General features: G+C 54.8%; 21 protein-coding genes. 15 read left to right on the forward strand and 6 right to left on the reverse strand.

Features of this window, described 5'->3' with window-relative positions; genetic code table 11:
- From K9857_RS23225 to fabF, 3 genes are all read left to right on the forward strand, one after another.
- Positions 1-319, forward strand: a 319-nt coding sequence (locus K9857_RS23225; RefSeq protein ID WP_224539714.1) for a ComEA family DNA-binding protein, incomplete at its 5' end; no start/stop codon positions are given.
- Between the two features lie 206 nt (positions 320-525).
- A complete protein-coding gene (locus K9857_RS23230) occupies positions 526-1,320 on the forward strand; it encodes an SDR family NAD(P)-dependent oxidoreductase (protein ID WP_224539716.1) in 795 nt (264 codons plus the stop codon).
- Between the two features lie 33 nt (positions 1,321-1,353).
- On the forward strand, positions 1,354-2,628 hold the full coding sequence (fabF, locus tag K9857_RS23235) for a beta-ketoacyl-ACP synthase II (protein ID WP_224539718.1): 1,275 nt from the start codon (positions 1,354-1,356) through the stop codon (positions 2,626-2,628).
- Here fabF and K9857_RS23240 read toward each other — a convergent pair.
- The gene (locus K9857_RS23240) at positions 2,625-3,182 is read right to left on the reverse strand and encodes a TetR/AcrR family transcriptional regulator (protein ID WP_224539720.1); all 558 of its coding nucleotides are present in this window, start codon (positions 3,180-3,182) and stop codon (positions 2,625-2,627) included. The genes fabF and K9857_RS23240 overlap by 4 nt on opposite strands.
- Before the next feature lie 175 nt (positions 3,183-3,357).
- Between K9857_RS23240 and K9857_RS23245 the strand changes: the two genes are divergently transcribed.
- Both K9857_RS23245 and K9857_RS23250 read left to right on the forward strand, forming a co-directional pair.
- Positions 3,358-4,011 (forward strand): GntR family transcriptional regulator, encoded by a 654-nt coding sequence (locus K9857_RS23245; protein ID WP_224539722.1) that lies wholly within the window; start codon positions 3,358-3,360, stop codon positions 4,009-4,011.
- Between the two features lie 15 nt (positions 4,012-4,026).
- On the forward strand, positions 4,027-4,875 hold the full coding sequence (locus tag K9857_RS23250; RefSeq protein WP_224539724.1) for an urea carboxylase-associated family protein: 849 nt from the start codon (positions 4,027-4,029) through the stop codon (positions 4,873-4,875).
- A 166-nt stretch (positions 4,876-5,041) separates the two neighbouring features.
- Here K9857_RS23250 and K9857_RS23255 read toward each other — a convergent pair whose 3' ends face one another.
- The gene (locus K9857_RS23255) at positions 5,042-5,209 is read right to left on the reverse strand and encodes a DUF2897 family protein (RefSeq protein WP_224539726.1); all 168 of its coding nucleotides are present in this window, start codon (positions 5,207-5,209) and stop codon (positions 5,042-5,044) included.
- A 532-nt stretch (positions 5,210-5,741) separates the two neighbouring features.
- On the opposite strand from K9857_RS23255, the gene K9857_RS23260 reads away from it, so the two are divergent.
- The 6 genes from K9857_RS23260 to K9857_RS23285 all read left to right on the forward strand — a co-directional run bounded on the left by K9857_RS23260 (position 5,742) and on the right by K9857_RS23285 (position 10,518).
- Complete coding sequence (locus K9857_RS23260; protein WP_224539727.1) at positions 5,742-5,975, forward strand: acyl carrier protein; 234 nt, start codon at positions 5,742-5,744, stop codon at positions 5,973-5,975.
- 128 nt (positions 5,976-6,103) lie between these two features.
- Positions 6,104-7,066 (forward strand): lysylphosphatidylglycerol synthase transmembrane domain-containing protein, encoded by a 963-nt coding sequence (locus tag K9857_RS23265; protein WP_224539729.1) that lies wholly within the window; start codon positions 6,104-6,106, stop codon positions 7,064-7,066.
- A 15-nt stretch (positions 7,067-7,081) separates the two neighbouring features.
- The gene (locus K9857_RS23270; RefSeq protein WP_224539731.1) at positions 7,082-7,840 is read left to right on the forward strand and encodes a class I SAM-dependent methyltransferase; all 759 of its coding nucleotides are present in this window, start codon (positions 7,082-7,084) and stop codon (positions 7,838-7,840) included.
- A 187-nt stretch (positions 7,841-8,027) separates the two neighbouring features.
- Positions 8,028-8,975 (forward strand): glycosyltransferase family 2 protein, encoded by a 948-nt coding sequence (locus K9857_RS23275; protein ID WP_224539732.1) that lies wholly within the window; start codon positions 8,028-8,030, stop codon positions 8,973-8,975.
- 2 nt (positions 8,976-8,977) lie between these two features.
- Positions 8,978-9,874, forward strand: coding sequence for a DapH/DapD/GlmU-related protein (locus tag K9857_RS23280; RefSeq protein WP_224539734.1), 897 nt, complete (start codon positions 8,978-8,980; stop codon positions 9,872-9,874).
- The gene (locus K9857_RS23285; protein ID WP_224539737.1) at positions 9,874-10,518 is read left to right on the forward strand and encodes a hypothetical protein; all 645 of its coding nucleotides are present in this window, start codon (positions 9,874-9,876) and stop codon (positions 10,516-10,518) included. The genes K9857_RS23280 and K9857_RS23285 overlap by 1 nt, the downstream gene beginning before the upstream one ends.
- Before the next feature lie 122 nt (positions 10,519-10,640).
- Here the strand turns inward: K9857_RS23285 and rffA are convergent, their stop codons facing one another.
- The 4 genes from rffA to rfbB all read right to left on the reverse strand — a co-directional run bounded on the left by rffA (position 10,641) and on the right by rfbB (position 14,852).
- The gene (rffA, locus tag K9857_RS23290) at positions 10,641-11,780 is read right to left on the reverse strand and encodes a dTDP-4-amino-4,6-dideoxygalactose transaminase (protein ID WP_224539740.1); all 1,140 of its coding nucleotides are present in this window, start codon (positions 11,778-11,780) and stop codon (positions 10,641-10,643) included.
- A gap of 184 nt (positions 11,781-11,964) precedes the next feature.
- Positions 11,965-12,840: a dTDP-4-dehydrorhamnose reductase gene (gene rfbD, locus K9857_RS23295; RefSeq protein WP_224539741.1), complete on the reverse strand. Its 876-nt coding sequence runs from the start codon at positions 12,838-12,840 to the stop codon at positions 11,965-11,967.
- A gap of 51 nt (positions 12,841-12,891) precedes the next feature.
- The gene (gene rfbA / locus K9857_RS23300; protein WP_175378668.1) at positions 12,892-13,773 is read right to left on the reverse strand and encodes a glucose-1-phosphate thymidylyltransferase RfbA; all 882 of its coding nucleotides are present in this window, start codon (positions 13,771-13,773) and stop codon (positions 12,892-12,894) included.
- Positions 13,770-14,852, reverse strand: a complete 1,083-nt coding sequence (gene rfbB, locus K9857_RS23305; protein ID WP_224539743.1) for a dTDP-glucose 4,6-dehydratase — start codon at positions 14,850-14,852, stop codon at positions 13,770-13,772. The genes rfbA and rfbB overlap by 4 nt, the downstream gene beginning before the upstream one ends.
- Before the next feature lie 340 nt (positions 14,853-15,192).
- On the opposite strand from rfbB, the gene kdpF reads away from it, so the two are divergent.
- The 4 genes from kdpF (at position 15,193) to kdpC (ending at position 19,758) form a co-directional block, all read left to right on the forward strand.
- The gene (gene kdpF / locus K9857_RS23310; protein ID WP_032830911.1) at positions 15,193-15,282 is read left to right on the forward strand and encodes a K(+)-transporting ATPase subunit F; all 90 of its coding nucleotides are present in this window, start codon (positions 15,193-15,195) and stop codon (positions 15,280-15,282) included.
- 8 nt (positions 15,283-15,290) lie between these two features.
- Positions 15,291-16,985 carry a potassium-transporting ATPase subunit KdpA gene (gene kdpA / locus K9857_RS23315; RefSeq protein ID WP_224539745.1) on the forward strand — a complete coding sequence of 565 codons (1,695 nt, stop codon included), beginning with the start codon at positions 15,291-15,293 and terminating at the stop codon, positions 16,983-16,985.
- 24 nt (positions 16,986-17,009) lie between these two features.
- Complete coding sequence (gene kdpB, locus K9857_RS23320; RefSeq protein ID WP_224539748.1) at positions 17,010-19,067, forward strand: potassium-transporting ATPase subunit KdpB; 2,058 nt, start codon at positions 17,010-17,012, stop codon at positions 19,065-19,067.
- Positions 19,068-19,212: 145 nt separating this feature from the next.
- Positions 19,213-19,758, forward strand: a complete 546-nt coding sequence (kdpC, locus tag K9857_RS23325) for a potassium-transporting ATPase subunit KdpC (RefSeq protein WP_224539750.1) — start codon at positions 19,213-19,215, stop codon at positions 19,756-19,758.
- Positions 19,759-19,809 lie beyond the last annotated feature (51 nt).

The following is a 19,809-nucleotide window of genomic DNA, read 5'->3' on the forward strand; positions in this document are numbered from 1 at the left end:
CTCTTCCCTCGTTTTTGCCCTGCTTACCAGTCTTTCTACGGTTGCCATTGCGGCTTCCACAGCCAAGTCAGATGGCGTCAGTTCGCCGATGAGCCAGGAAATGGCACCTAAGGCTCAAAGCAGCAAAATTGATCTTAATGGTGCTGATGCACCCACGCTGCAACGTGAACTCGCGGGTGTCGGTGAAGCGAAGGCCAATGCGATTGTTGCGTATCGTGACATCAATGGACCGTTCGCATCCGTGGATGAATTGCTGGAGGTGAAGGGTATCGGCAAGGCGATCCTGGATCGCAACCGCGAGAAGCTGGAAGTGAACTAAGCTTTCTGTTCAACGCCAAGAGGCCGGTCATTGACCGGCCTTTTGCATGTTGGCGGACGCTAAAATAGACGCCTCCTGTCGGGGAGCTCAAAATTACGGCTATCATATTCAAATTAAATTATGCATATAATCAATAGGTCATTCGTCCCGACGCTTTGAATTCCAAGCGTTAGGTTTCCCTTAAAGCACTTCCCAGGAGCACACCTATGAATCCCGCCAAGTCCCAAGGTACAGCCCTCATCACCGGTGCTTCTTCCGGTATCGGCGCGGTTTACGCGCAGCGCCTTGCCTCCCGTGGTTTTAATCTGTTGCTGGTCGCTCGCGATCAACGACGACTGGACGAGTCAGCGAGCAAGCTGCACACCGAACACGGTGTCCAGGTCGAAGTGCTCAAAGCGGACCTCACGCAAAAAGACGACGTGCTCAAACTCGAACAACGCCTGCGCACGGACTCGAGCATTAGTCTGCTGGTGAATAACGCCGGTATGGCGGCAGATGGGTTACTGGCCAATGCAGACACCGATCAGCTGGAGCGAATGATTCAGCTGAACATCACCGCAGTCACGCGCCTGGCTTCTGCTGCAGCGGCCGGTTTTGCCAAGGCGGGCCGAGGCACGATCATCAATATCGGCTCTGTGGTGGCGCTGTTCCCCGAGCGTTTCAACGCGACCTACAGCGCCAGCAAGGCATACGTTCTGAGCCTTACCCAATCCCTGAATGCCGAACTCCAGGGCACCGGCGTCACGGTCCAGGCCGTGTTGCCAGGCGTAACACGTACCGAGATCTGGGAGCGTTCCGGTATCGATGCTTCACAGATTCCCGCGGACATGGTCATGGAGGCGGGGGAGATGGTCGATGCTGCGTTGTCGGGGCTGGATCAGGGCGAGTTGATTACTATCCCATCGCTTCCCGATGCCGCTGACTGGGAGGCCTTCGTTGCGGCGCGTCATGTGATGGCACCGAACCTTTCCAAAAGCAAAGCCGCGACGCGTTATAAATGAAGCGCGACAAAAGCCGACAAGAGGTGAAGCGGGATGAGTGATCGTCGAGTAGTCGTTACGGGCATGGGCCTGGTGTCTCCGTTGGGTAGTGGTGTTGAAGCGGTCTGGACGCGCCTGCTGGCTGGGCGCTCCGGCATAAAGAATCTGCCGGACGATGTTGTGGCTGATCTGCCGGCCAAAGTCGGTGGTGCAGTGCCGACTATTGCTGAAGATCCCGAAGCTGGATTCGACCCGGACCGGGCAACGCCACCCAAAGAACAGAAGAAGATGGACCGCTTCATCATGTTCGCGATGGAAGCGGCGCGTCAGGCGCTGGAGCAGGCCGGTTGGCAAGCGCAGACCACCAACACCCAGGAGCGGACCGCGACCATCATCGGTTCCGGCGTCGGTGGTTTCGGAGCGATCGCCGATGCGGTGCGGACCACCGATACTCGGGGCCCACGACGTTTATCACCGTTCACCATCCCGTCTTTCCTGGTCAATCTGGCGGCCGGGCATGTGTCGATTCAGCACGGTTTCAAGGGCCCGTTGGGCGCACCGGTGACAGCCTGTGCCGCCGGGGTCCAGGCGATTGGTGACGCTGCTCGGCTGATTCGCGCCGGCGAAGCGGACATCGCGATATGCGGCGGCGCTGAGGCGGCAATCGATCGAGTAAGTCTCGCCGGCTTCGCGGCGGCCCGCGCTTTGTCCAGCGCTTACAACTACACCCCGGAACGTGCTTCACGCCCCTTCGACAGCGGTCGCGATGGCTTTGTCATGGGCGAGGGCGCCGGTCTGTTGGTGATCGAATCCCTGGAACATGCCCTGGCCCGCGGTGCCAAGCCCATTGCCGAGATCGTCGGTTACGGCACCAGCGCCGATGCCTATCACCTGACCGCCGGCCCGGAGGATGGCAGTGGTGCACGTCGCGCAATGTCGCTGGCTTTGGCTCAGGCGGGCATCAACCCACAACAAGTCCAGCATCTCAACGCCCACGCAACCTCAACCCCGGTTGGCGATCTGGGAGAACTGGCGGCGATCAAATCGCTGTTCGGCGCAGACAACAAGATCGCGGTGACTTCGACCAAATCCGCCACCGGCCACTTGCTCGGTGCGGCAGGGGGGATCGAAGCGATTTTCACCCTGTTGGCAATCCGTGATCAGGTCGTTCCCGCAACGCTCAATTTCGACAACCCGGACCCAGCCGCCGAAGGTGTGGATATCGTTCACGGTCAGGCCAGGCCGATGCCCATTGAATACGCGTTATCCAATGGCTTCGGTTTCGGTGGGGTAAACGCCAGCGTGCTGTTCAAGCGCTGGGAACGTTAACCGAGGTTCTTTTTGAGGTGTTCGCGGGTGACGTCGAGGATGCGTTGAGCAAATTCGGCGTCGGCAACACTGCGTGACAAAAGCAAAGCGCCGGCGAGTGCAGCCATCATGACGATGCTGCGCTCGTCGGCGTTTTGGCCTTCAAGTTTGCTCTCGATCTGATCGAGTCGCGCCTTCAATATCACATCGCTGGTTGGGCTCGGATGGCCGCGCAGGCCCAGTTCGGAGGAAATGGTCACCAGCGGGCAGCCTTCGTGTGGCGAAGTCTGGTGCCACTCGGAAAGATAGGTGTCGATGAATGCTTCGAGCGGATGTTCCTCGGCAAACAGTTGTGCGCATAGTCCATCCACTTGTTCGCCTGCTTCATGCAGCGCCTTTTCCACCAATTCGTCCTTGGACTTGAAGTGCGAGTAAAAGCCACCGTGAGTCAAGCCCAGCGCCTTCATCAGAGGTTGCAGGCCGGTCGCGCCGATGCCGTCACGGCGAAAGCGCTCCGATGCTTCCTTGATGATGCGTTGGTGGGTCTGGGCTTTGTGGTCCTGCGAGTAACGCATCTGATTTCTCCAGCATCAATGCGCCATATTAACCAATGAAAATTGGATGGTGACTGTACTTCTACTTCTGAAAAGCACACAGATGCGTCGAACTTGTATTAAACGCCCGCATTAGTGGCACGAATAGTGATTACTCATTGGCGGATGATTGTTGAACAATCCTGAGGCGTTGAGCATGAACAGCGGACTGTCACTGGCCGATCACATCACTTTGGAATTGCGTGCCGACATTATCGGCGGGCGCTTGCTGCCCGGCATGGCCCTGGTCGAAAACGATCTGGTGTCCGCCTACAACGCCTCGCGCAATACAATCCGTGAAGCCTTGCACCGGCTGGGCCAGGAGGGTCTGGCACGCTATGTACGCAACAAAGGCGTGATGGTGCGCCGCCTGGGTCCTGATGATGTGCGGGATTTGTTCAAGGTCCGACGCACGCTGGAGTTGCAAGCCATCCATGCCAGTCGCCCGCTGCGCGACTATCAGTCCGACCTTATGCAAGAAGCCCTCGAAGCCACGGAGCTGGCCCCGGAGCGCGAGGACTGGCGCGCCGTTGGCACCCACAGCCTGGCATTTCATCAACACATCGTCGGGTTAATGCGCAGTTCGTTATTCGATGAGTTCTTCACCAATGTCGTCGCGCAATTGCGCCTGGTGTTCTGCATGGCGCCTGACGAGTCGCGTTTTCAGTCGCCCTGGCTGGCTCGTGATCGGCAGATCCATGAACTGCTGATCGAGGGCGACAAACACGGAGCCGAAGAAGCGCTGAGCCTTTATCTCGACGACTCCGAACATCTGTTGTTGCAAATGCTTGCCTCCACTTCGCGTCACTGAACGAGGAATCGCGCCATGTACAAAGACTATCCAGCGGCCTATCAAGTCAGCAAAGGCTCAGCCTTGCAGGTGGACAAGGCCTTCTATGAACGGGTGCGCGACACGAAGGAAGGGCGCACGCTGATCGAGTCGTTCGAAGTGCCGATTCGCACCGGCCGCGCGTGGAAGGTGCCCGCCGGTCATGTCTTCAGGGTGACCACTCCGGTCGGCCCGCAGGTGGGCGATTTCAATGTGTGGAACGCCCACGATCCGCGTGAACGCTTATGGGCTTCGCGTACAAGGCAACTGCAGGGCGCGCACGTCAGCACCCATGACCGGCTCTGGTCGAACCTGCCGTTTTTACGTCCTTTGGTAACCATCACCGACGACAGCCTCGCCGATTACGGCATCGATGAGCATGGAGGACGTTTGCACGATTTGCTCGGCACCCGCTGCGATCCGTATGTGAACAAAATGCTCACCGGCGAGGATTTCCATCACCACTGCCATTCCAATCTGACCCGCGCGGTGCTGCCTTTCGGCCTGACCGAGTTCGATGTGCATGACGTATTAAACATTTTCCAGTGCACCGGCCTGAACCACGACGACATGTACTTCATGAAGGCCTGCCCGGCGCAGAAGGGAGACTATCTGGAGTTCTTCTCCGAGATCGATCTGCTGTGCGCGCTATCGACCTGTCCGGGCGGTGATCTGTCGCTGGCCATGTGGGGGCCAGACGCGCAGGATCCGTTGAGCGTGTGTCGCCCGTTGGGAGTGGAGATTTATCGTCTGGAGGATTCGTTGCTGGAGGGATGGAGCCAGCCGGAGCGGGCGGCGTATAACGGGCTGCATGGTTTGCATATCGCCAGGGCCGATTGGGAATAACAGATGACCTGTAGCAGCTGGCGAAGCCAGCGTCCGGCTGCGAAGCAGTCGTAAATTCGGTGAACGCGATCTGTCTGAAATACCGCATTCGCTGATTTTACGACTGCTGCGCAGCCGGACGCAGGCTTTGCCAGCTGCTACAGGGGCTGCGTTTGTCTCGGGACCATCAGCGGTCCTGCGCATCCTTTGAATCCGCCTCGGCATTGCGCTCGGCAACACGTCGGCGCTGTTCTTCCGTCAACTCGACCTTGTTGGCGGTGTCCCGCAGCATCATCAATCCGCCAACGATCGAGCCAATTGCAACGATCAGTATCAACCAGGCATACCAGGGCATGGGGCTCTCCTTCAGGACAGGCCGAGTGGCGGTTTTGCCAGTCGTTCTTGAATACAGTATTGAGCAATTTGAGTTCGCAGTGGTTCCATTTTGAGCAGGTTCATGGGCTGGCATGTTGGCCAATCGGCTGCCCACGGATTTGAGTTCGTATCAGGTCAGTGCTTGGCATCTCTTGGCGCTGCAGCATTTAGCTCCCGTGTTGCGATCGTTCTAGCTCATCTTCGGGAAAAGGAGCCATGGAACAATTACGAGACGCCGTAGCAACGAGCTTGGGCGACCAGCTCGATTCAAGCTCTGAATGGACCATTCCTGAATTCTCCGATTGCATCGAACAAGATGCAAATCCCCGGCGCGTATGAGTTGCTTGGCAACCTGGGATGATGGTGTCAATGATGTTGCCAATTCCATCCGGGTGTCGCTTGAGCAGAAAATGTGGCAAGATCCCACGCGGATGCCGGCGATCACCTATGATCGCTAGTTGAATTTTATATCGTTTCGCAAAAAGCAAAATATCAATTAGGAGTAAGTTTGCGTGGCCGATATTAGAGATATCGTTGTTAAAGCAATTGTCGATGCAGCAGTGCCAAATGCTGGAAGCCTGCGAGACGATGTTAGCCTTACTGATCAAGGCGTGGATTCATTAGGTGTATTTACAGTTGTAATGAACATTCAAGATGCATGCGAAATTGAAATCCCTGACGGTGATCTCGATCGTTTGAAGACAATCAATGACTTTGTTGAGTATCTAGCTGGCAGGCTTTCCTGACAGAGTCTCTATAGGCCAGTTTAGGCTGGCTTATGTGGTGAGTGATTTGTAGGGGTGAGTCTGTGTGCGTTTTGGTATGCTCATGCCTTATCTCGAGTTATGTTGATCTTTAACTTCGAGCATCCGAAATGCCTGCTATTTTGGTAAAGTTGTTTGTCGCAATCGCCATAGGTTTGTTTTTGGTGCTAAAGTTTGATATCAAACTTACTGACTTGATAGCGGATTTTTCTGATTGGCGTTTTATCGCAGTAGCAGCTTTGTTGCCTGTCACAGTTACTGCTTTTTTGTCCGCAAATCGATGGCAGGTTTTTCTTCGTCAAAGTGGCATAGACGAACGACTGACTACGCTTTGGCGGATTAGCCTGATATCTCAGTTTCAAGGCTTGGTTCTACCTTCATCACAAGGCGCTGATGCTTTTCGAATTTTTTACATCGAGAAACGCAATCCTCACAAGCGTGGCATTGCAGGTAGCACTGTCATAGTTGAGAGAATGATGGGCCTATTGGTGCTATGTTCATTTACACTAATCGCACTACCTTTTCTACCACCATCAGATGACTATCTGTCGCTTGTAGCGATCGTTGTGATAATAAGTGCAGGAGCTGTCGTGGCGCAGTTCATCTTGCTTAGTCAAACAGTTCACCAGCTTTATAATGGTGTCCAATATCAGAGTCGCATTGTTAGAAAAGTATTAGGTTACGTCGATAAACTGCACGCGGGTACTATTAATTTCCCTTATAAAAGAGCATTGCTTCCTTCTATTTTTCTGATTAGTGGCTATCAGGTGTCACTTATTTCTGTGGTTTACTTAGTATTTCGAGCATACGGTTATGATATTCCGTTTATGCAACATCTTGCGCTCTATCCCGTCATCTCCATACTGACGTTGATCCCGATTACCATTGCGGGCTTTGGAATTCGAGAAGGTTTTTTTGTTTATTTTTACGCGATGATAGGGGTGCCAGCACATATTGCGGTAGGGGTGTCTCTGGTTAACTATGCACTAATGGCGCTTGTACCGGCGGTATTGGGTGCAGTGGTTTACATGTCAAGTGGCTTCCGGGAAAATCCTCGGAATGAATCAAGATGACGGCGAGTGAATACTATGAGTTCTGAACACACACCATTTCCCAAAGCGGCGTTCGAATCCTTAGCTTCATCAGAGGCTCGTCATTGGTGGTTTCGAGCAAGAAATCGCTTGATTTTGTGGGTCCTCAAGTCCCGCGCAGCCAAGTTCCAAAATTTTCTGGAAATCGGCTGTGGGACCGGTTTTGTGCTGGATGGTATCTCTCGTAATTTTCCGGAGGCTGAGCTGTTCGGTACGGAGTATTTCGAAGAAGGTTTGGCCCATGCACGCGGCCGGATTCCCACCGCGACTTTCGAGCAGATGGACGCTCGTTTGCTGAGTGATGTTGAGCGATACGACTTGATAGGCGCGTTTGATGTGATCGAGCATATCAATGAGGATGAGGCTGTAATTTCCAATATCTCACGGGCCCTTAATAAAAACGGGTGCCTGTTGTTGACTGTTCCGCAACACCGATGGCTGTGGTCGGAAGCGGATGAGCGTGCATGTCATGTGCGCCGTTACACTCGTGCAGAGCTCATTGGAAAGGTTAGAAAAGCAGGGCTGGAGGTACAATACGTTACCTCCTTCGTGAGTTTGTTGGTTCCTCTTATGTGGTTATCACGCCAGCGACGTGGTCAAAAAAACGCCGAAAAAAATAGTGAGTTCGATATTTCCGATACAACCAATCGAATGCTTGAGTTCGCTATGAAAGTGGAGTTCAAATTAATACAGCTAGGTTTACCTCTACCGTTTGGCGGGTCTCTACTTGTACTGGCAAAAAAAGCGGGCTCATAGTTCAAACGACATCGCTGGCATGAGTGTCATGCAGTTCTCTTTCGACGAAGTCTCTGTGGTGCGTCTGCGGTAGCGTGAGCTATCCTTCCCGACTGGGGAGCAGTATCTAATCAAGCTGACTTGTCCTTAGGATGAGAGCTCAGCCTGTTTAACAAATAATCGGATAATCGAGATGAGGTCCAACGTGGTGAATAAAGCTGTTTCCATCAGCCTCGTTGTCCCCGTTTATCGAAGCGGGAGCACACTGGCCGCTTTTTATGAAAGAGCAAGCCAGGCACTGCAAAAAATTAGCAATGATTGGGAAATGATCCTTGTGGATGATGCTAGTCCGGATGAGACATGGTCTGCTGCATTGGCGTTGCGGGAAAAGGATGCGCGGGTAAAAATCGTTCGATTTGCAAAAAATAAGGGACAACAGCATGCCACGCTTTGCGGTTTGAGTTATGCCAGAAAGAATTATGTCGTAACCATCGATGACGACCTGCAGTGCTTTCCGGAAGATTTGCCATTATTTATCGATCAACTCAACGCGGGTAAGTACGTCGTTATTGGAAAAATCCCATCCGGTGAGAAAAAGCACAGCGCGTGGCGGAATCTGGCCTCGCAGTGTAATAAAAAATTAGTCAGCAGAATAATGGGTAAACCTTCCTCTTTTTCACTCTCCAGTTATCGAGCAATGAGCTCGGCAGTGGTTAAGCAACTTGTCAAATACCAGGGTTCTCACCCGCATATCGCGGCGATGATTTTCAATTCGGTACCGGTCACGATGATGGCGAATGTCACCATTCGGCACGCAGCTCGTGCTGATGGCGATGTCAGTACATATACCCTCAAGAAATTAATCAAAACTATTTCTTTTTTGATAGTTAACTACTCTTTATTGCCACTGCGTTATGTGTCAGTGTGGGGATTGTTCGTAAGTATTTCCAGTATTTTCTTCGCGGTTTTTATAATGCTGCGAGCTCTGCTGACAGATCATTCAGTTCCCGGATGGGCGTCATTGGCTACCTTGATCTCATTTCTGGCTGGTAACATACTATTAGCCTTGGGTATTCAGGGTGAATATCTTGGCAGGCTTGTCGAGAATGCGACGAGTCTGAGCCAATTTCCAGTTATCGAAGAACACTTGGACTAAATATGGCCCATACATATCGAGCGAATGATTACTTTCCTAGTGAACATATCTTCAATAGTGGTGGATTCTCGCACCTTGATGAAACTGATGCCGTTTCTCCAGGAGCACTTGTCTATTGCCAAAATTTGCATTATCTACAGTTGGCTCTGAGCAAGGAAAACGTTGCTTGCATTTTGTGTCCGAATTCCTTAAAGAATGAAGTGCTGGCAACAGATAAAACTCTAATCTACAGCGACGATCCACGGGCCGATTTTTTTCATCTTTATAAGCAACTCGCGCCAGCCTTCGATGCTGCAGATCCGTCTCAGCCTCGCATAGGTAGTAATTGTAATATTCACCCTGCTGCGGTTATCTCTCCTAGTGCTTTATTAGGAGAAAACGTCGAAATCTCGGCCAATGTGGTAATCGAGAGTAACGTTGTAATTGGGGATAATGTTTACATAGGTTCCAACGCAGTTGTAGGTGCTGAGGGACTTATAACGCTACGTGGTGCGGATGGTGTGCTGATGACAGTCAGACATCAGGGTGGCGTAAAGGTAGGGAATGGTTGCCAGATTTTAGCTGGTGCAGTAATAGCCAAGGCACTATTTCAAACACCTACGACGATTGGTGAGAACTGTCAGATCGGGATCATGGCTAATATTGGTCACGGGGTCGTTATCGGTAAAAACTCTGTGATTTCAGGCAATACTGTTGTTGCTGGCCGAACCCGGGTCGGTGAGGGAGTGTGGATGGGGACGTCTTGCTCTGTCGCACAAGGACTAGTTATTGGCGATGGTGCGCAGCTCAAAATGGGGTCGGTAGTGATTACTAGTATTGCGGCGGGGCAAGTCGTATCGGGTAACTTTGCTATCAATCATCGATCCAATATGACCGCCCATCTCAGGAAATCAAAATAATGTTATTGGTTGAATTGCCACTCTACTTCAAGGGAAGTAGGGAATATGTTCATGGTACAAGCATGCTCGATGCTGCAATGATGGCTATTTCAAGTTGGGCCAGCGGTGCGGAAATTGAAGATTTGAATTTTTCAATTAACAGAATGACTGCGAGGAAATTATTGTGCGGGTGGTGGCAACACGGTGACTCATTGTCCCTCCAGTCAAACCCAATCGCTACCTTCTTTTTTAAAGTGGATGGCATCTCTTATGAGGGAGGTCTTGTCGAGATTGAGAATAATGTTCAGGGGCGCGCCCCATTTGACGAATCAGTAATTTCCGAGCGTTGTGTAATTTCGTTAGTGGAAAAAAATATCACTCTTGATGAAACACCTATAGGTATCTCGCCGATCGAAATTTTCGTTTCCATGAACAAGTTTTTGCATCAAAAGGCCTACGAAATCGCCAACGACAGCCAGTGGGTATTCTGCCGCTGGGAAAGTTCTGTTTGGCCTATTCCTGGTGATACGAACGGGGTTAGCCTTACCATAGAGCAGAGCTTGGGGACTCGTTTGACAAGAAGTCGCGTAGAATTGAACGGTAAGATGGTTGGAAAAATTTATTTCAGTGCTCGAAATTCTGAGGCTAAGAATATTAAGACATGATGCTATTTCTCAATCGATAAAATTATTTATCATGTCTCAATCGCTATTTATTTTCCCTTGTGCTTTGATATCGAGAAGTCCTGGGTTAAATTCGAATGAGCGGATCTAATTCAATTGATGCCTTAGCTCACGGCGGCCAACAGACACTCGGCAATTCTGTCTTGCTGCAGTTCACTCAGCCCTACCCAAAGCGGCAGTCTAATCAAGCACTCTGACTGTCGATCAGTAATAGTCAAGGAACCATGTGCCCGACCATAGCGTTGCCCGGCCGGTGAGGAGTGCAAGGGAACATAATGAAATACTGCGTCAATAGCTCGTTCCTTTAACTTGCTTAGCACTGCTTGCCGATCAGTCTCAGGGTTGAGTAGGACGTAATACATGTGAGCGTTATGTTGGCATTCAGTTGGTATGATCGGACGGCGTAGAACCCCTTGGGTCTCTGCGAAGGCCAGCAGTCGATGGTAATGGTCCCAACTCGCCAAGCGCTGTGAGGTGATGTTCTTCGCCTCCTCTAATTGAGCCCAAAGAAAAGCTGCAATCAGTTCGCCAGGAAGATAAGAGGAGCCAACCTCCTGCCAGGTGTATTTGTCGACTTCTCCACGGAAAAAGCGGCTTCGATCGGTGCCCTTTTCACGAATAATTTCAGCGCGCACTGCCAACGTGGCATCTTTCACTAAAAGCGCGCCGCCTTCACCAGAAATGACATTCTTGGTTTCGTGAAAACTGTAAGCTCCCAAGTCACCTATGCTTCCCAGTGCCCTACCTTTATAAGTAGACATCACGCCTTGCGCAGCATCTTCCACTACTATCAAATCATGGCGACGGGCAATTTCCATGATGGTATCCATTTCACACGCGACGCCGGCGTAATGGACTGGAACAATTGCTCTTGTTCGAGGTGTGATTGCTGCTTCAATCAGGCGTTCGTCAAGGTTCAGGGTGTCTTCGCGTATATCCACGAATACCGGAACTGCACCGCGCAATACGAATGCGTTTGCAGTCGATACGAAGGTATAGGACGGCATGATAACTTCGTCACCTGGTTGGATGTTCAGCAATAGTGCTGCCATCTCAAGTGCCGCAGTACATGAGTGTGTAAGTAGTGTTTTTACGGATCCGGTTGTTTGCTCCAGCCAAGCATGACATTTTTTAGTGAAGGGACCATCTCCAGCGAGCTTGTTGCCAAGCTTCGCCTGTTCAATGTATTTAAACTCCTGACCTGTCATATATGGTCGGTTGAACTGGATTTTTTCGACAGTCACGTAATGTCTCCGGACAATTAATTTTGTGGCTTATAAGTCAGCGATTAGTTCTTACTCTAATTTATAAACTGCTTTCAGGCGTCGATGGACGCTCCCATGCCGCCGCTTGCAGTGCCCGCTTGGTGCTGATCATATATTAAGCTCGCCTCGTACGCGCGGATGGTTGCGGCATCGACAGCAAGTGCTATGGTTTTGCCTGTTCAGAAAGACACTCCTGCAAACCTGTTTGCCAATCCGGCTGGCTAACGCCCCATTCGCGTAACAGTAGGCCGCAATCCAAGCGTGAATTGGGCGGTCGCATTGCGGGGGTTGGATACTCGTCGCTGGTGATGGGTACTAGCTCTGCACAAGCAGAGTTCTGTCGTAGTAATGCTTCTCTGATCACCTGAGCAAATTGAAACCAGGAAGTTTCACCCATGGCGGTCAGATGATACGTGCCCCATTTAGCAACGCCTCCTGTTTGCCAACGTTCTATAAGCGCCAGCGTGCTGGTGGCAACCGTGCCAGCCCAGGTCGGCGCACCTATCTGATCGGAGACTACCCGCAGTTCAGGCTTCTCCCGCAGCAAGCGTTGCATGGTCAGCAGAAAGTTGCGGCCATGGGTTGAATAGATCCAGCTCGTTCGCAGGATCAAGTGTTTATCGCATGCCTCGGCGATGGCACGTTCTCCTGCCAGTTTGCTCTGACCATAAACACTCAGCGGGTTGGGAAGGTCATCCTCGGTGTAGGGGGTGGCCTTGCTGCCGTCGAAGACATAATCGGTTGAGTAATGGATCAACGGGGTGTCGAGTGCCGTCGCCTCCTGGGCAAAGATTCCGGCGGCCTCAGCGTTAATGGCAAAGGCTGTATGCGGATCGCTCTCAGCCAGATCGACCGCCGTATAAGCGGCTGCATTGATGATCAGATCGGGACGATGGCTACGTACGTATTGGCGAATTTGCTGAGGTATCGCCAGGTCGAGCCTGTCGCGACCTGGTAGAAGCAATTCGTATGACGACGCAAGCCGACGCTGCAACTCACGCGACACTTGGCCATTCTGACCGCTGATAAGGATTTTCATAGTTGCACATCAGACTCGAACGTCCCGTACACGATGATCACAGTATTGAAGCTAATCGCCGGTGAACTCCTCTCCTGCCAACTTGGCAAGGTACTGACCATACCCCGTCTTGCCGAAATATCTGGAGCGCTCCAGCAACAAGTCACGGCTAATCCAGGTGTTCAGATATGCAATCTCCTCAAGGCAAGCAATTTTGAGGCCTTGGCGATGCTCAATGGTCTGAACATATTGCGAGGCCTCAAGCAAACTGTCATGAGTACCGGTGTCCAGCCAAGCGAAACCACGCCCGAAGCGTTCTACTTTCAGATCCCCACGCTTCAGGTAGGCGTTATTGATGTCTGTGATTTCCAACTCGCCGCGAGGCGAAGGTTTGACGGACTTGGCAATCTCTATCACGTCGTTATCGTAGAAATACAGGCCGGTGACCGCATAGCTTGATTTTGGGTTTGCCGGCTTTTCTTCAATCGATAATGCACGTCCCTCGCGGTCGAAGTCGATCACACCAAAACGTTCCGGATCTTTGACCCAGTAGCCAAACACGGTGGCGCCAGACGAGCGTTTGGCAGCATTTTTCAGCTGCCCGCCAAAGTAGGAACCGTGAAAGATGTTGTCACCCAGAATCAGACACACCGAATCATTGCCGATGAAGTCTTCCCCTATGAGAAACGCTTGGGCCAGCCCATCTGGCGACGGCTGTTCTGCATAGCTGAAGTTCACGCCGAACTGACTGCCATCCCCCAGCAGGTTCTGATATTGGGGGAGATCCTGAGGAGTCGAAATCACTAAAATATCCCGAATTCCGGCTAGCATCAGCACCGAAATTGGATAGTAGATCATCGGTTTGTCGTAAACCGGCAAGAGTTGTTTAGATACACCCAGCGTGATGGGGTGCAGGCGTGTGCCGGAGCCGCCCGCTAAAACGATACCTTTCATGCGAGCATTTCCCTTGAGTCAATCGTGCCTAGTCGTTCGCCCTTGTAACTTCCATCCTGAACCCGGCGACACCAATCCATATTGTTCAAATACCATTCAACGGTCTTGCGTAGGCCGCTAGCGAATGTCTCCTGAGGAACCCACCCCAGCTCGCGTTCAATTTTGCTCGCATCAATCGCATAACGCTGATCATGCCCAGGCCGATCTTGGACGAAGGTAATCAGATCTTCGTAATGCGTAACACCCTCAGGTTTTTGTGGCGCGAGTTCCTCAAGCAATGCACAGATACCGCGCACGACTTCGATATTTTTCTTTTCGTTGTGGCCACCAATATTGTAGGTCTCGCCGACCTTGCCTTCGGCTACGACCTTGATCAGCGCACGAGCGTGATCTTCGACAAACAACCAATCGCGAACTTGCAAGCCATTGCCATACACCGGCAGTGGCTTACCGGCCAACGCATTCAAAATGACCAACGGAATCAACTTTTCAGGAAAGTGGAAAGGGCCATAGTTGTTCGAGCAGTTTGTCAGTAGAACCGGCAGCCCATATGTGCGATGCCAGGCGCGAACCAGATGGTCGGACGCAGCTTTACTGGCAGAGTACGGCGAGCTGGGAGCGTAGGGCGTCGTTTCGGTAAACAGGTCGTTGACGCCATGCAGGTCACCGTAGACTTCATCGGTGGAGATGTGATGAAAACGGAACGCACCTTTTTCTGGCTCGGCAAGGCTGTTCCAGTAGGCGCGGGTGGCTTCCAGAAGGCTGTAGGTGCCGACGATGTTGGTTTGAATGAAGTCGGCGGGCCCATCGATGGAGCGGTCGACATGGGACTCCGCTGCCAAATGCATGATCGCATTGGGCTGAAAACGCGTGATCACCGCGCTGACGGTCGCTTGATCGATAATATCGGCCTGGACGAATTCATAGCGGGTGTCGTTGGCAATGCTGGTCAGTGATTCGAGATTGCCGGCATATGTCAGCTTATCCAGATTGAGCACTTCAACGCCGGAGTGTCGAATCAACTCGCGAACAAGGGCTGAGCCGATGAACCCGGCGCCGCCGGTGATGAGGATACGCATGTAAACCAGCCTTTTGAGTAAGTCGATGACACGGAGGAGGTATAGCTTGTCGGCATGGGCGGGTGAGTGCAATAGAGGTGTACACCTGTTTTACCGACTTCGACTGTGACGCCGCCTTCGCGAGCAAGCCCGCTCCCACATTTGATCTGTGTACGCAGGGCCAATGTGGGAGCGGGCTTGCTCGCGAAGGCGTCCGTCCAAACGCCACCGTAAAACCAGCATAACCCCACTCTTTACACTTTCTTTATACCCCACCCACCCCCTCGATCTCGCTCCTTTACACCCTCCCTCCCGACAATAACCCCACAAGCGGCAACAAGCCGTAACACGGAGATCTTCCATGAGCGTTCTGGACGGGGTGTCGCTGCTGCTGGCAGTGGGGCTGTTCATTTATCTGTTGGTTGCGCTGTTGCGCGCGGACCGGAGCTAGGAGCGGCTATGCACAGTTATGACTATTGGCTGATCCTCGCGTTTTTCGCGGTGGTATTGGTTCCGGCGCCGTTTCTCGGGCGCTTCTATTACAAGGTGATGGAAGGGCAGCGCACCTGGCTCACGCCGATTCTCGGGCCGGTGGAGCGTGGGTGTTATCGACTCTCCGGGGTGGATCCGCAGACCGAGCAGAGCTGGCAGAAGTACACCCTGGCCTTGCTCGCCTTCAATCTCGCGGGTTTCCTGTTGCTGTTTGTAATTCTGCTGTTCCAGGATCACCTGCCGCTGAACCCGCAGAACCTGCCGGGGCAGGAGTGGACGCTGGCGTTCAACACCGCCATCAGTTTCATGACCAACACCAACTGGCAGGCCTACAGCGGCGAGGCGTCACTGAGTTATCTGAGCCAGATGGTCGGCCTCACGGTGCAGAACTTTGTCAGCGCCGCCACTGGCCTGGCGGTGCTGGTTGCGTTGTGCCGTGGCATCGGGCGCAAGTCCACTCAGTCCCTGGGCAACTTCTGGGTCGACATGACCCGCGCCACCCTCTATGGCCTGCTGCCGTTGTGCCTGCTGCTGGCGCTTTACCTGGTGTGGCAGGGCGTGCCGCAGACCTTCGCGCAGTATGTGAATGCGGTGACTGTGCAGGGTGTGGATCAAGTGATTCCGCTGGGCCCGGCGGCCAGTCAGATTGCGATCAAGCAATTGGGTACCAACGGGGGTGGTTTCTTCGGGGTGAACTCGGCGCATCCGTTCGAGAACCCGACGGCGTGGGCCAACCTGTTCGAGCTGGCCTCGATCATCCTGATTCCGGTGGCGCTGGTGTTCACCTTCGGCCATTACGTGAAGGACCTGCGCCAGAGCCGCGCGATCATTGCCTGCATGCTGGCGCTGTTCCTGATCGGCGGGGCGACTTCGCTGTGGGCCGAATATCAGCCCAATCCCGCGCTGAACAACGCCGCGGTCGAGCAGACCGCGCCGCTGGAAGGCAAAGAAGCGCGTTTCGGCACCACGGCCACGGTGTTGTGGTCGGTGACCACCACGGCGGCCTCGAACGGCTCGGTCAACGGCATGCACGACAGCCTCAATCCGCTGAGCGGCATGGTCGCGCTGGTCAACATGATGGTCGGCGAGGTGATCTTCGGCGGCGTGGGTGCGGGCCTCTACGGCATGCTGCTCAACGTGTTGATCGCGGTGTTCCTCGCCGGCCTGATGATCGGCCGCACGCCGGAATACCTCGGCAAGAAGCTGCAGGCCCGGGAAGTGCAATTGCTGGTGGTGACCCTGATGGTCATGCCGATTGGCGTGCTGGTGCTCGGCGCGATTGCCGCGAGTCTGCCAGGGCCGGTGGCTTCGGTGAGCAACCCCGGCGCCCATGGTTTCGGCCAGTTGCTTTACGCCTACACCTCGGCCAGCGCCAACAACGGTTCCGCGTTCGGTGGTTTCGGTGCCAATACGCCATTCCACAACCTGATGCTGGGCCTGGGCATGTTGATCGGGCGCTTCGGTTACATCCTTCCGGTGCTGGCCCTGGCCGGCAGCCTGGCGATGAAGAAAACCGCGCCGATCGGCCAGAACAGCTTCCCGACCCACGGACCGCTGTTCGTGACCCTGCTGACCGTGACCATTTTGCTGGTGGGTGGCCTGACCTTTCTGCCGACCCTGGCGTTGGGCCCAATCGCTGAACATCTGAGCATGGGCTTCTAAGCCTCTCTATTTAGGAGCTGCATCATGAATATGCCTGCAATCAAACCCGCTCCTGCTAAGGCACCGGAGCAATCGAAAACCGCGATCTCGGCCCTCTGGCGTCCGGCGCTGGTGCAAGCCTTCGTCAAACTCGACCCCCGGCAATTGCAGCGCTCGCCGGTGATGCTGGTGGTCGAACTGACCGCGATCCTGACCACCGTGCTGTGCTTCGTGCCGGACACCGCAGTGCCGACCTTTGTCGCCGCGCAAATCGCCGTATGGCTGTGGTTCACCGTGCTGTTCGCCAACTTCGCCGAAGCCCTCGCCGAAGGTCGTGGCAAGGCTCGGGCCGACAGTCTCAAGGCCGGCAGCGAAGGCTTGAGTGCTCGTCGCAAAACCGGCAATGGCAGCTTTCAGGTGGTGCCCGCCGGCAGCCTGCGAAAAGGCGATGTGGTGCGGGTCGAAGCCGGGGAAATGATCCCCGGTGACGGCGAAGTCATCGAAGGCATCGCGGCGGTCAACGAAGCGGCGATCACCGGTGAATCGGCGCCGGTGATCCGCGAGTCCGGCGGCGACCGCTCGGCCGTCACCGGCAACACCCGGCTGGTCTCCGACTGGCTGCTGGTGAAGATCACCGCCAACCCCGGTGAGTCGACGCTGGACCGCATGATCGCCCTGGTCGAAGGCGCCAAACGCCAGAAAACCCCGAACGAAGTGGCGCTCGACATCCTGCTGATCGGCCTGACCCTGATCTTCCTGCTGGTGGTCGTGACCCTGCAGCCTTTCGCGCACTTCGCCAACGGCAGCCTGCCGCTGGTGTTCCTGGTGGCGCTGTTGGTCACGCTGATCCCGACCACCATCGGCGGACTGTTGTCCGCCATCGGCATCGCCGGGATGGACCGTCTGGTGCGCTTGAACGTGATCGCCAAGTCCGGTCGCGCGGTGGAAGCGGCGGGGGACGTGCACGTCCTGTTGCTGGACAAGACCGGCACCATCACCTTCGGTAACCGTCGTTGCGCGGCCGTAGTAGCGGCTCCGGGCGTGACCACCCGGGAGCTTGCCGAGGGCGCGTTGTTGGCCTCGTTGGCCGACGACACGGCGGAAGGTAAATCCATCGTCGAATACCTGCGCAACACACAACCGCAGCCTGAGCCGGCCAGTGAGCTGCTGACTGCGGTGCCGTTCAGCGCCGAAACCCGGTTGTCCGGTGTCGACTATCAGGGCCGCGTGTTTCGCAAGGGCGCGGTGGATTCGTTGTTGGCCTTCGTCGGCCTGAAACGCGCCGACCTGGCACCGGCCCTGTCCCGGGAAATCGACAAGATCGCCCAGAGCGGTGGCACACCGTTGTTGGTCTGCGCCGATGGCAAGTTGCTCGGTGCGATCCACCTCAAGGACGTGGTCAAGCCCGGTATCCGCGAGCGTTTTGCCGAACTGCGCAAGCTGGGGATCCGTACCGTCATGGTCACCGGCGACAACCCGCTGACTGCTGCGGCGATTGCCGCCGAAGCCGGTGTGGATGACGTGCTGGCGGAGGCCACGCCTGAGAAAAAACTGGCGCGCATTCGTCATGAGCAGAACGACGGTCGTCTCGTCGCCATGTGCGGCGACGGCGCCAACGATGCCCCGGCGCTGGCTCAGGCGGACGTCGGCATGGCGATGAATGACGGTACGCAAGCGGCGCGGGAGGCGGCCAACATGGTCGACCTCGACAGCGATCCGACCAAGCTGCTGGACGTGGTGCAGATCGGCAAGGAGTTGCTGGTGACCCGTGGCGCGCTGACCACCTTCTCCATCGCCAACGACGTGGCCAAGTACTTCGCGATCCTGCCGGCGCTGTTTGCCGCGATCTATCCGCAACTGGGCGTGCTCAACGTCATGCACCTGAGCAGCCCGCAGAGCGCGATTCTCTCGGCGATTGTGTTCAACGCCTTGATCATCGTCGTGCTGATTCCCCTGGCGCTGCGTGGTGTGCGGGTGCAGGCGGCGAGTGCGGCGGCGTTGTTGCGGCGCAATCTGTTGATCTATGGGTTGGGCGGGATATTGGTGCCGTTTGTGGGGATCAAGGCGATCGATATGTTGCTGACGGCGTTGCATCTGGTCTGACGACAACCCACTCCCCTGTAGGAGCGAGCTTGCTCGCGATGCACCTGAGAACACCGCAGGGTGTCAGGCAGCCAGCGTCATCGTTGACCACCATCGCGAGCAAGCTAGCTCCTACAGGGTTTCTACCTAATTCGAGGATTTCGAAATGTCCACAATGATACGCCCAGCCCTGAGCCTGCTCGTGCTGATGACCCTGATCACCGGCGTCGCCTATCCCCTGGTGGTCACAGGCGTGGCCCAGGTCGCATTCCCTGATCAGGCCAACGGCAGCCTGGTTCGCGATGCCGAGGGCAAGGTTCGCGGCTCTTCGCTGATCGCCCAGGATTTCGTCGGTGACGCCTGGTTCCACCCGCGGCCATCGGCCGGCGCCTTTGCCACGGTGTCGAGCAGCGCCAGCAACCTGTCGCCGAGCAACCCGGCCTTGGCCACCCGCGTGATCGACGACGCCAACAAACTGCTGGTGCCTGGTCAGGGCCCGGTGCCGCTGGCGATGGTCACCACCTCCGGCAGCGGCCTCGATCCGCACTTGCCACCGGCGGCGATTGCCTATCAACTGGCGCGTGTCGCGGCGGCGCGTAATCTGCCTGTGTCGACGCTGCAGAATCTGCTGGAGGCGCACATCGAGCAGCCTTTGGTGGGGCCACCGGTGGTGAACGTGCTTGAGTTGAATCTGGCGCTGGAAAAGCTGTAGGCCGGGGAGGCCCAATCGCGGGCAAGCCCGCTCCCACAGGGTCTGTGAACA

Origin of the sequence: Pseudomonas sp. REP124, assembly GCF_020164475.1 — a bacterium.
GTDB lineage: Bacteria > Pseudomonadota > Gammaproteobacteria > Pseudomonadales > Pseudomonadaceae > Aquipseudomonas.

What these genes read in the sequence shown, in the direction of transcription:
- kdpA (WP_224539745.1), top strand. Translation starts at nt 15,291, where the DNA reads ATGCACAGTTATGACTATTGGCTGATCCTCGCGTTTTTCGCGGTGGTA.
- kdpB (WP_224539748.1), top strand. Translation starts at nt 17,010, where the DNA reads ATGAATATGCCTGCAATCAAACCCGCTCCTGCTAAGGCACCGGAGCAA.
- K9857_RS23255 (WP_224539726.1), bottom strand. Translation starts at nt 5,209, where the DNA reads ATGCCCTGGTATGCCTGGTTGATACTGATCGTTGCAATTGGCTCGATC.
- K9857_RS23240 (WP_224539720.1), bottom strand. Translation starts at nt 3,182, where the DNA reads ATGCGTTACTCGCAGGACCACAAAGCCCAGACCCACCAACGCATCATC.
- K9857_RS23280 (WP_224539734.1), top strand. Translation starts at nt 8,978, where the DNA reads ATGGCCCATACATATCGAGCGAATGATTACTTTCCTAGTGAACATATC.
- K9857_RS23265 (WP_224539729.1), top strand. Translation starts at nt 6,104, where the DNA reads ATGCCTGCTATTTTGGTAAAGTTGTTTGTCGCAATCGCCATAGGTTTG.
- rfbB (WP_224539743.1), bottom strand. Translation starts at nt 14,852, where the DNA reads ATGCGTATCCTCATCACCGGCGGCGCCGGGTTCATCGGCTCAGCCCTT.
- fabF (WP_224539718.1), top strand. Translation starts at nt 1,354, where the DNA reads ATGAGTGATCGTCGAGTAGTCGTTACGGGCATGGGCCTGGTGTCTCCG.
- kdpF (WP_032830911.1), top strand. Translation starts at nt 15,193, where the DNA reads ATGAGCGTTCTGGACGGGGTGTCGCTGCTGCTGGCAGTGGGGCTGTTC.
- K9857_RS23270 (WP_224539731.1), top strand. Translation starts at nt 7,082, where the DNA reads ATGAGTTCTGAACACACACCATTTCCCAAAGCGGCGTTCGAATCCTTA.
- K9857_RS23230 (WP_224539716.1), top strand. Translation starts at nt 526, where the DNA reads ATGAATCCCGCCAAGTCCCAAGGTACAGCCCTCATCACCGGTGCTTCT.
- rfbA (WP_175378668.1), bottom strand. Translation starts at nt 13,773, where the DNA reads ATGAAAGGTATCGTTTTAGCGGGCGGCTCCGGCACACGCCTGCACCCC.
- K9857_RS23285 (WP_224539737.1), top strand. Translation starts at nt 9,874, where the DNA reads ATGTTATTGGTTGAATTGCCACTCTACTTCAAGGGAAGTAGGGAATAT.
- rfbD (WP_224539741.1), bottom strand. Translation starts at nt 12,840, where the DNA reads ATGAAAATCCTTATCAGCGGTCAGAATGGCCAAGTGTCGCGTGAGTTG.
- kdpC (WP_224539750.1), top strand. Translation starts at nt 19,213, where the DNA reads ATGTCCACAATGATACGCCCAGCCCTGAGCCTGCTCGTGCTGATGACC.
- K9857_RS23250 (WP_224539724.1), top strand. Translation starts at nt 4,027, where the DNA reads ATGTACAAAGACTATCCAGCGGCCTATCAAGTCAGCAAAGGCTCAGCC.
- K9857_RS23245 (WP_224539722.1), top strand. Translation starts at nt 3,358, where the DNA reads ATGAACAGCGGACTGTCACTGGCCGATCACATCACTTTGGAATTGCGT.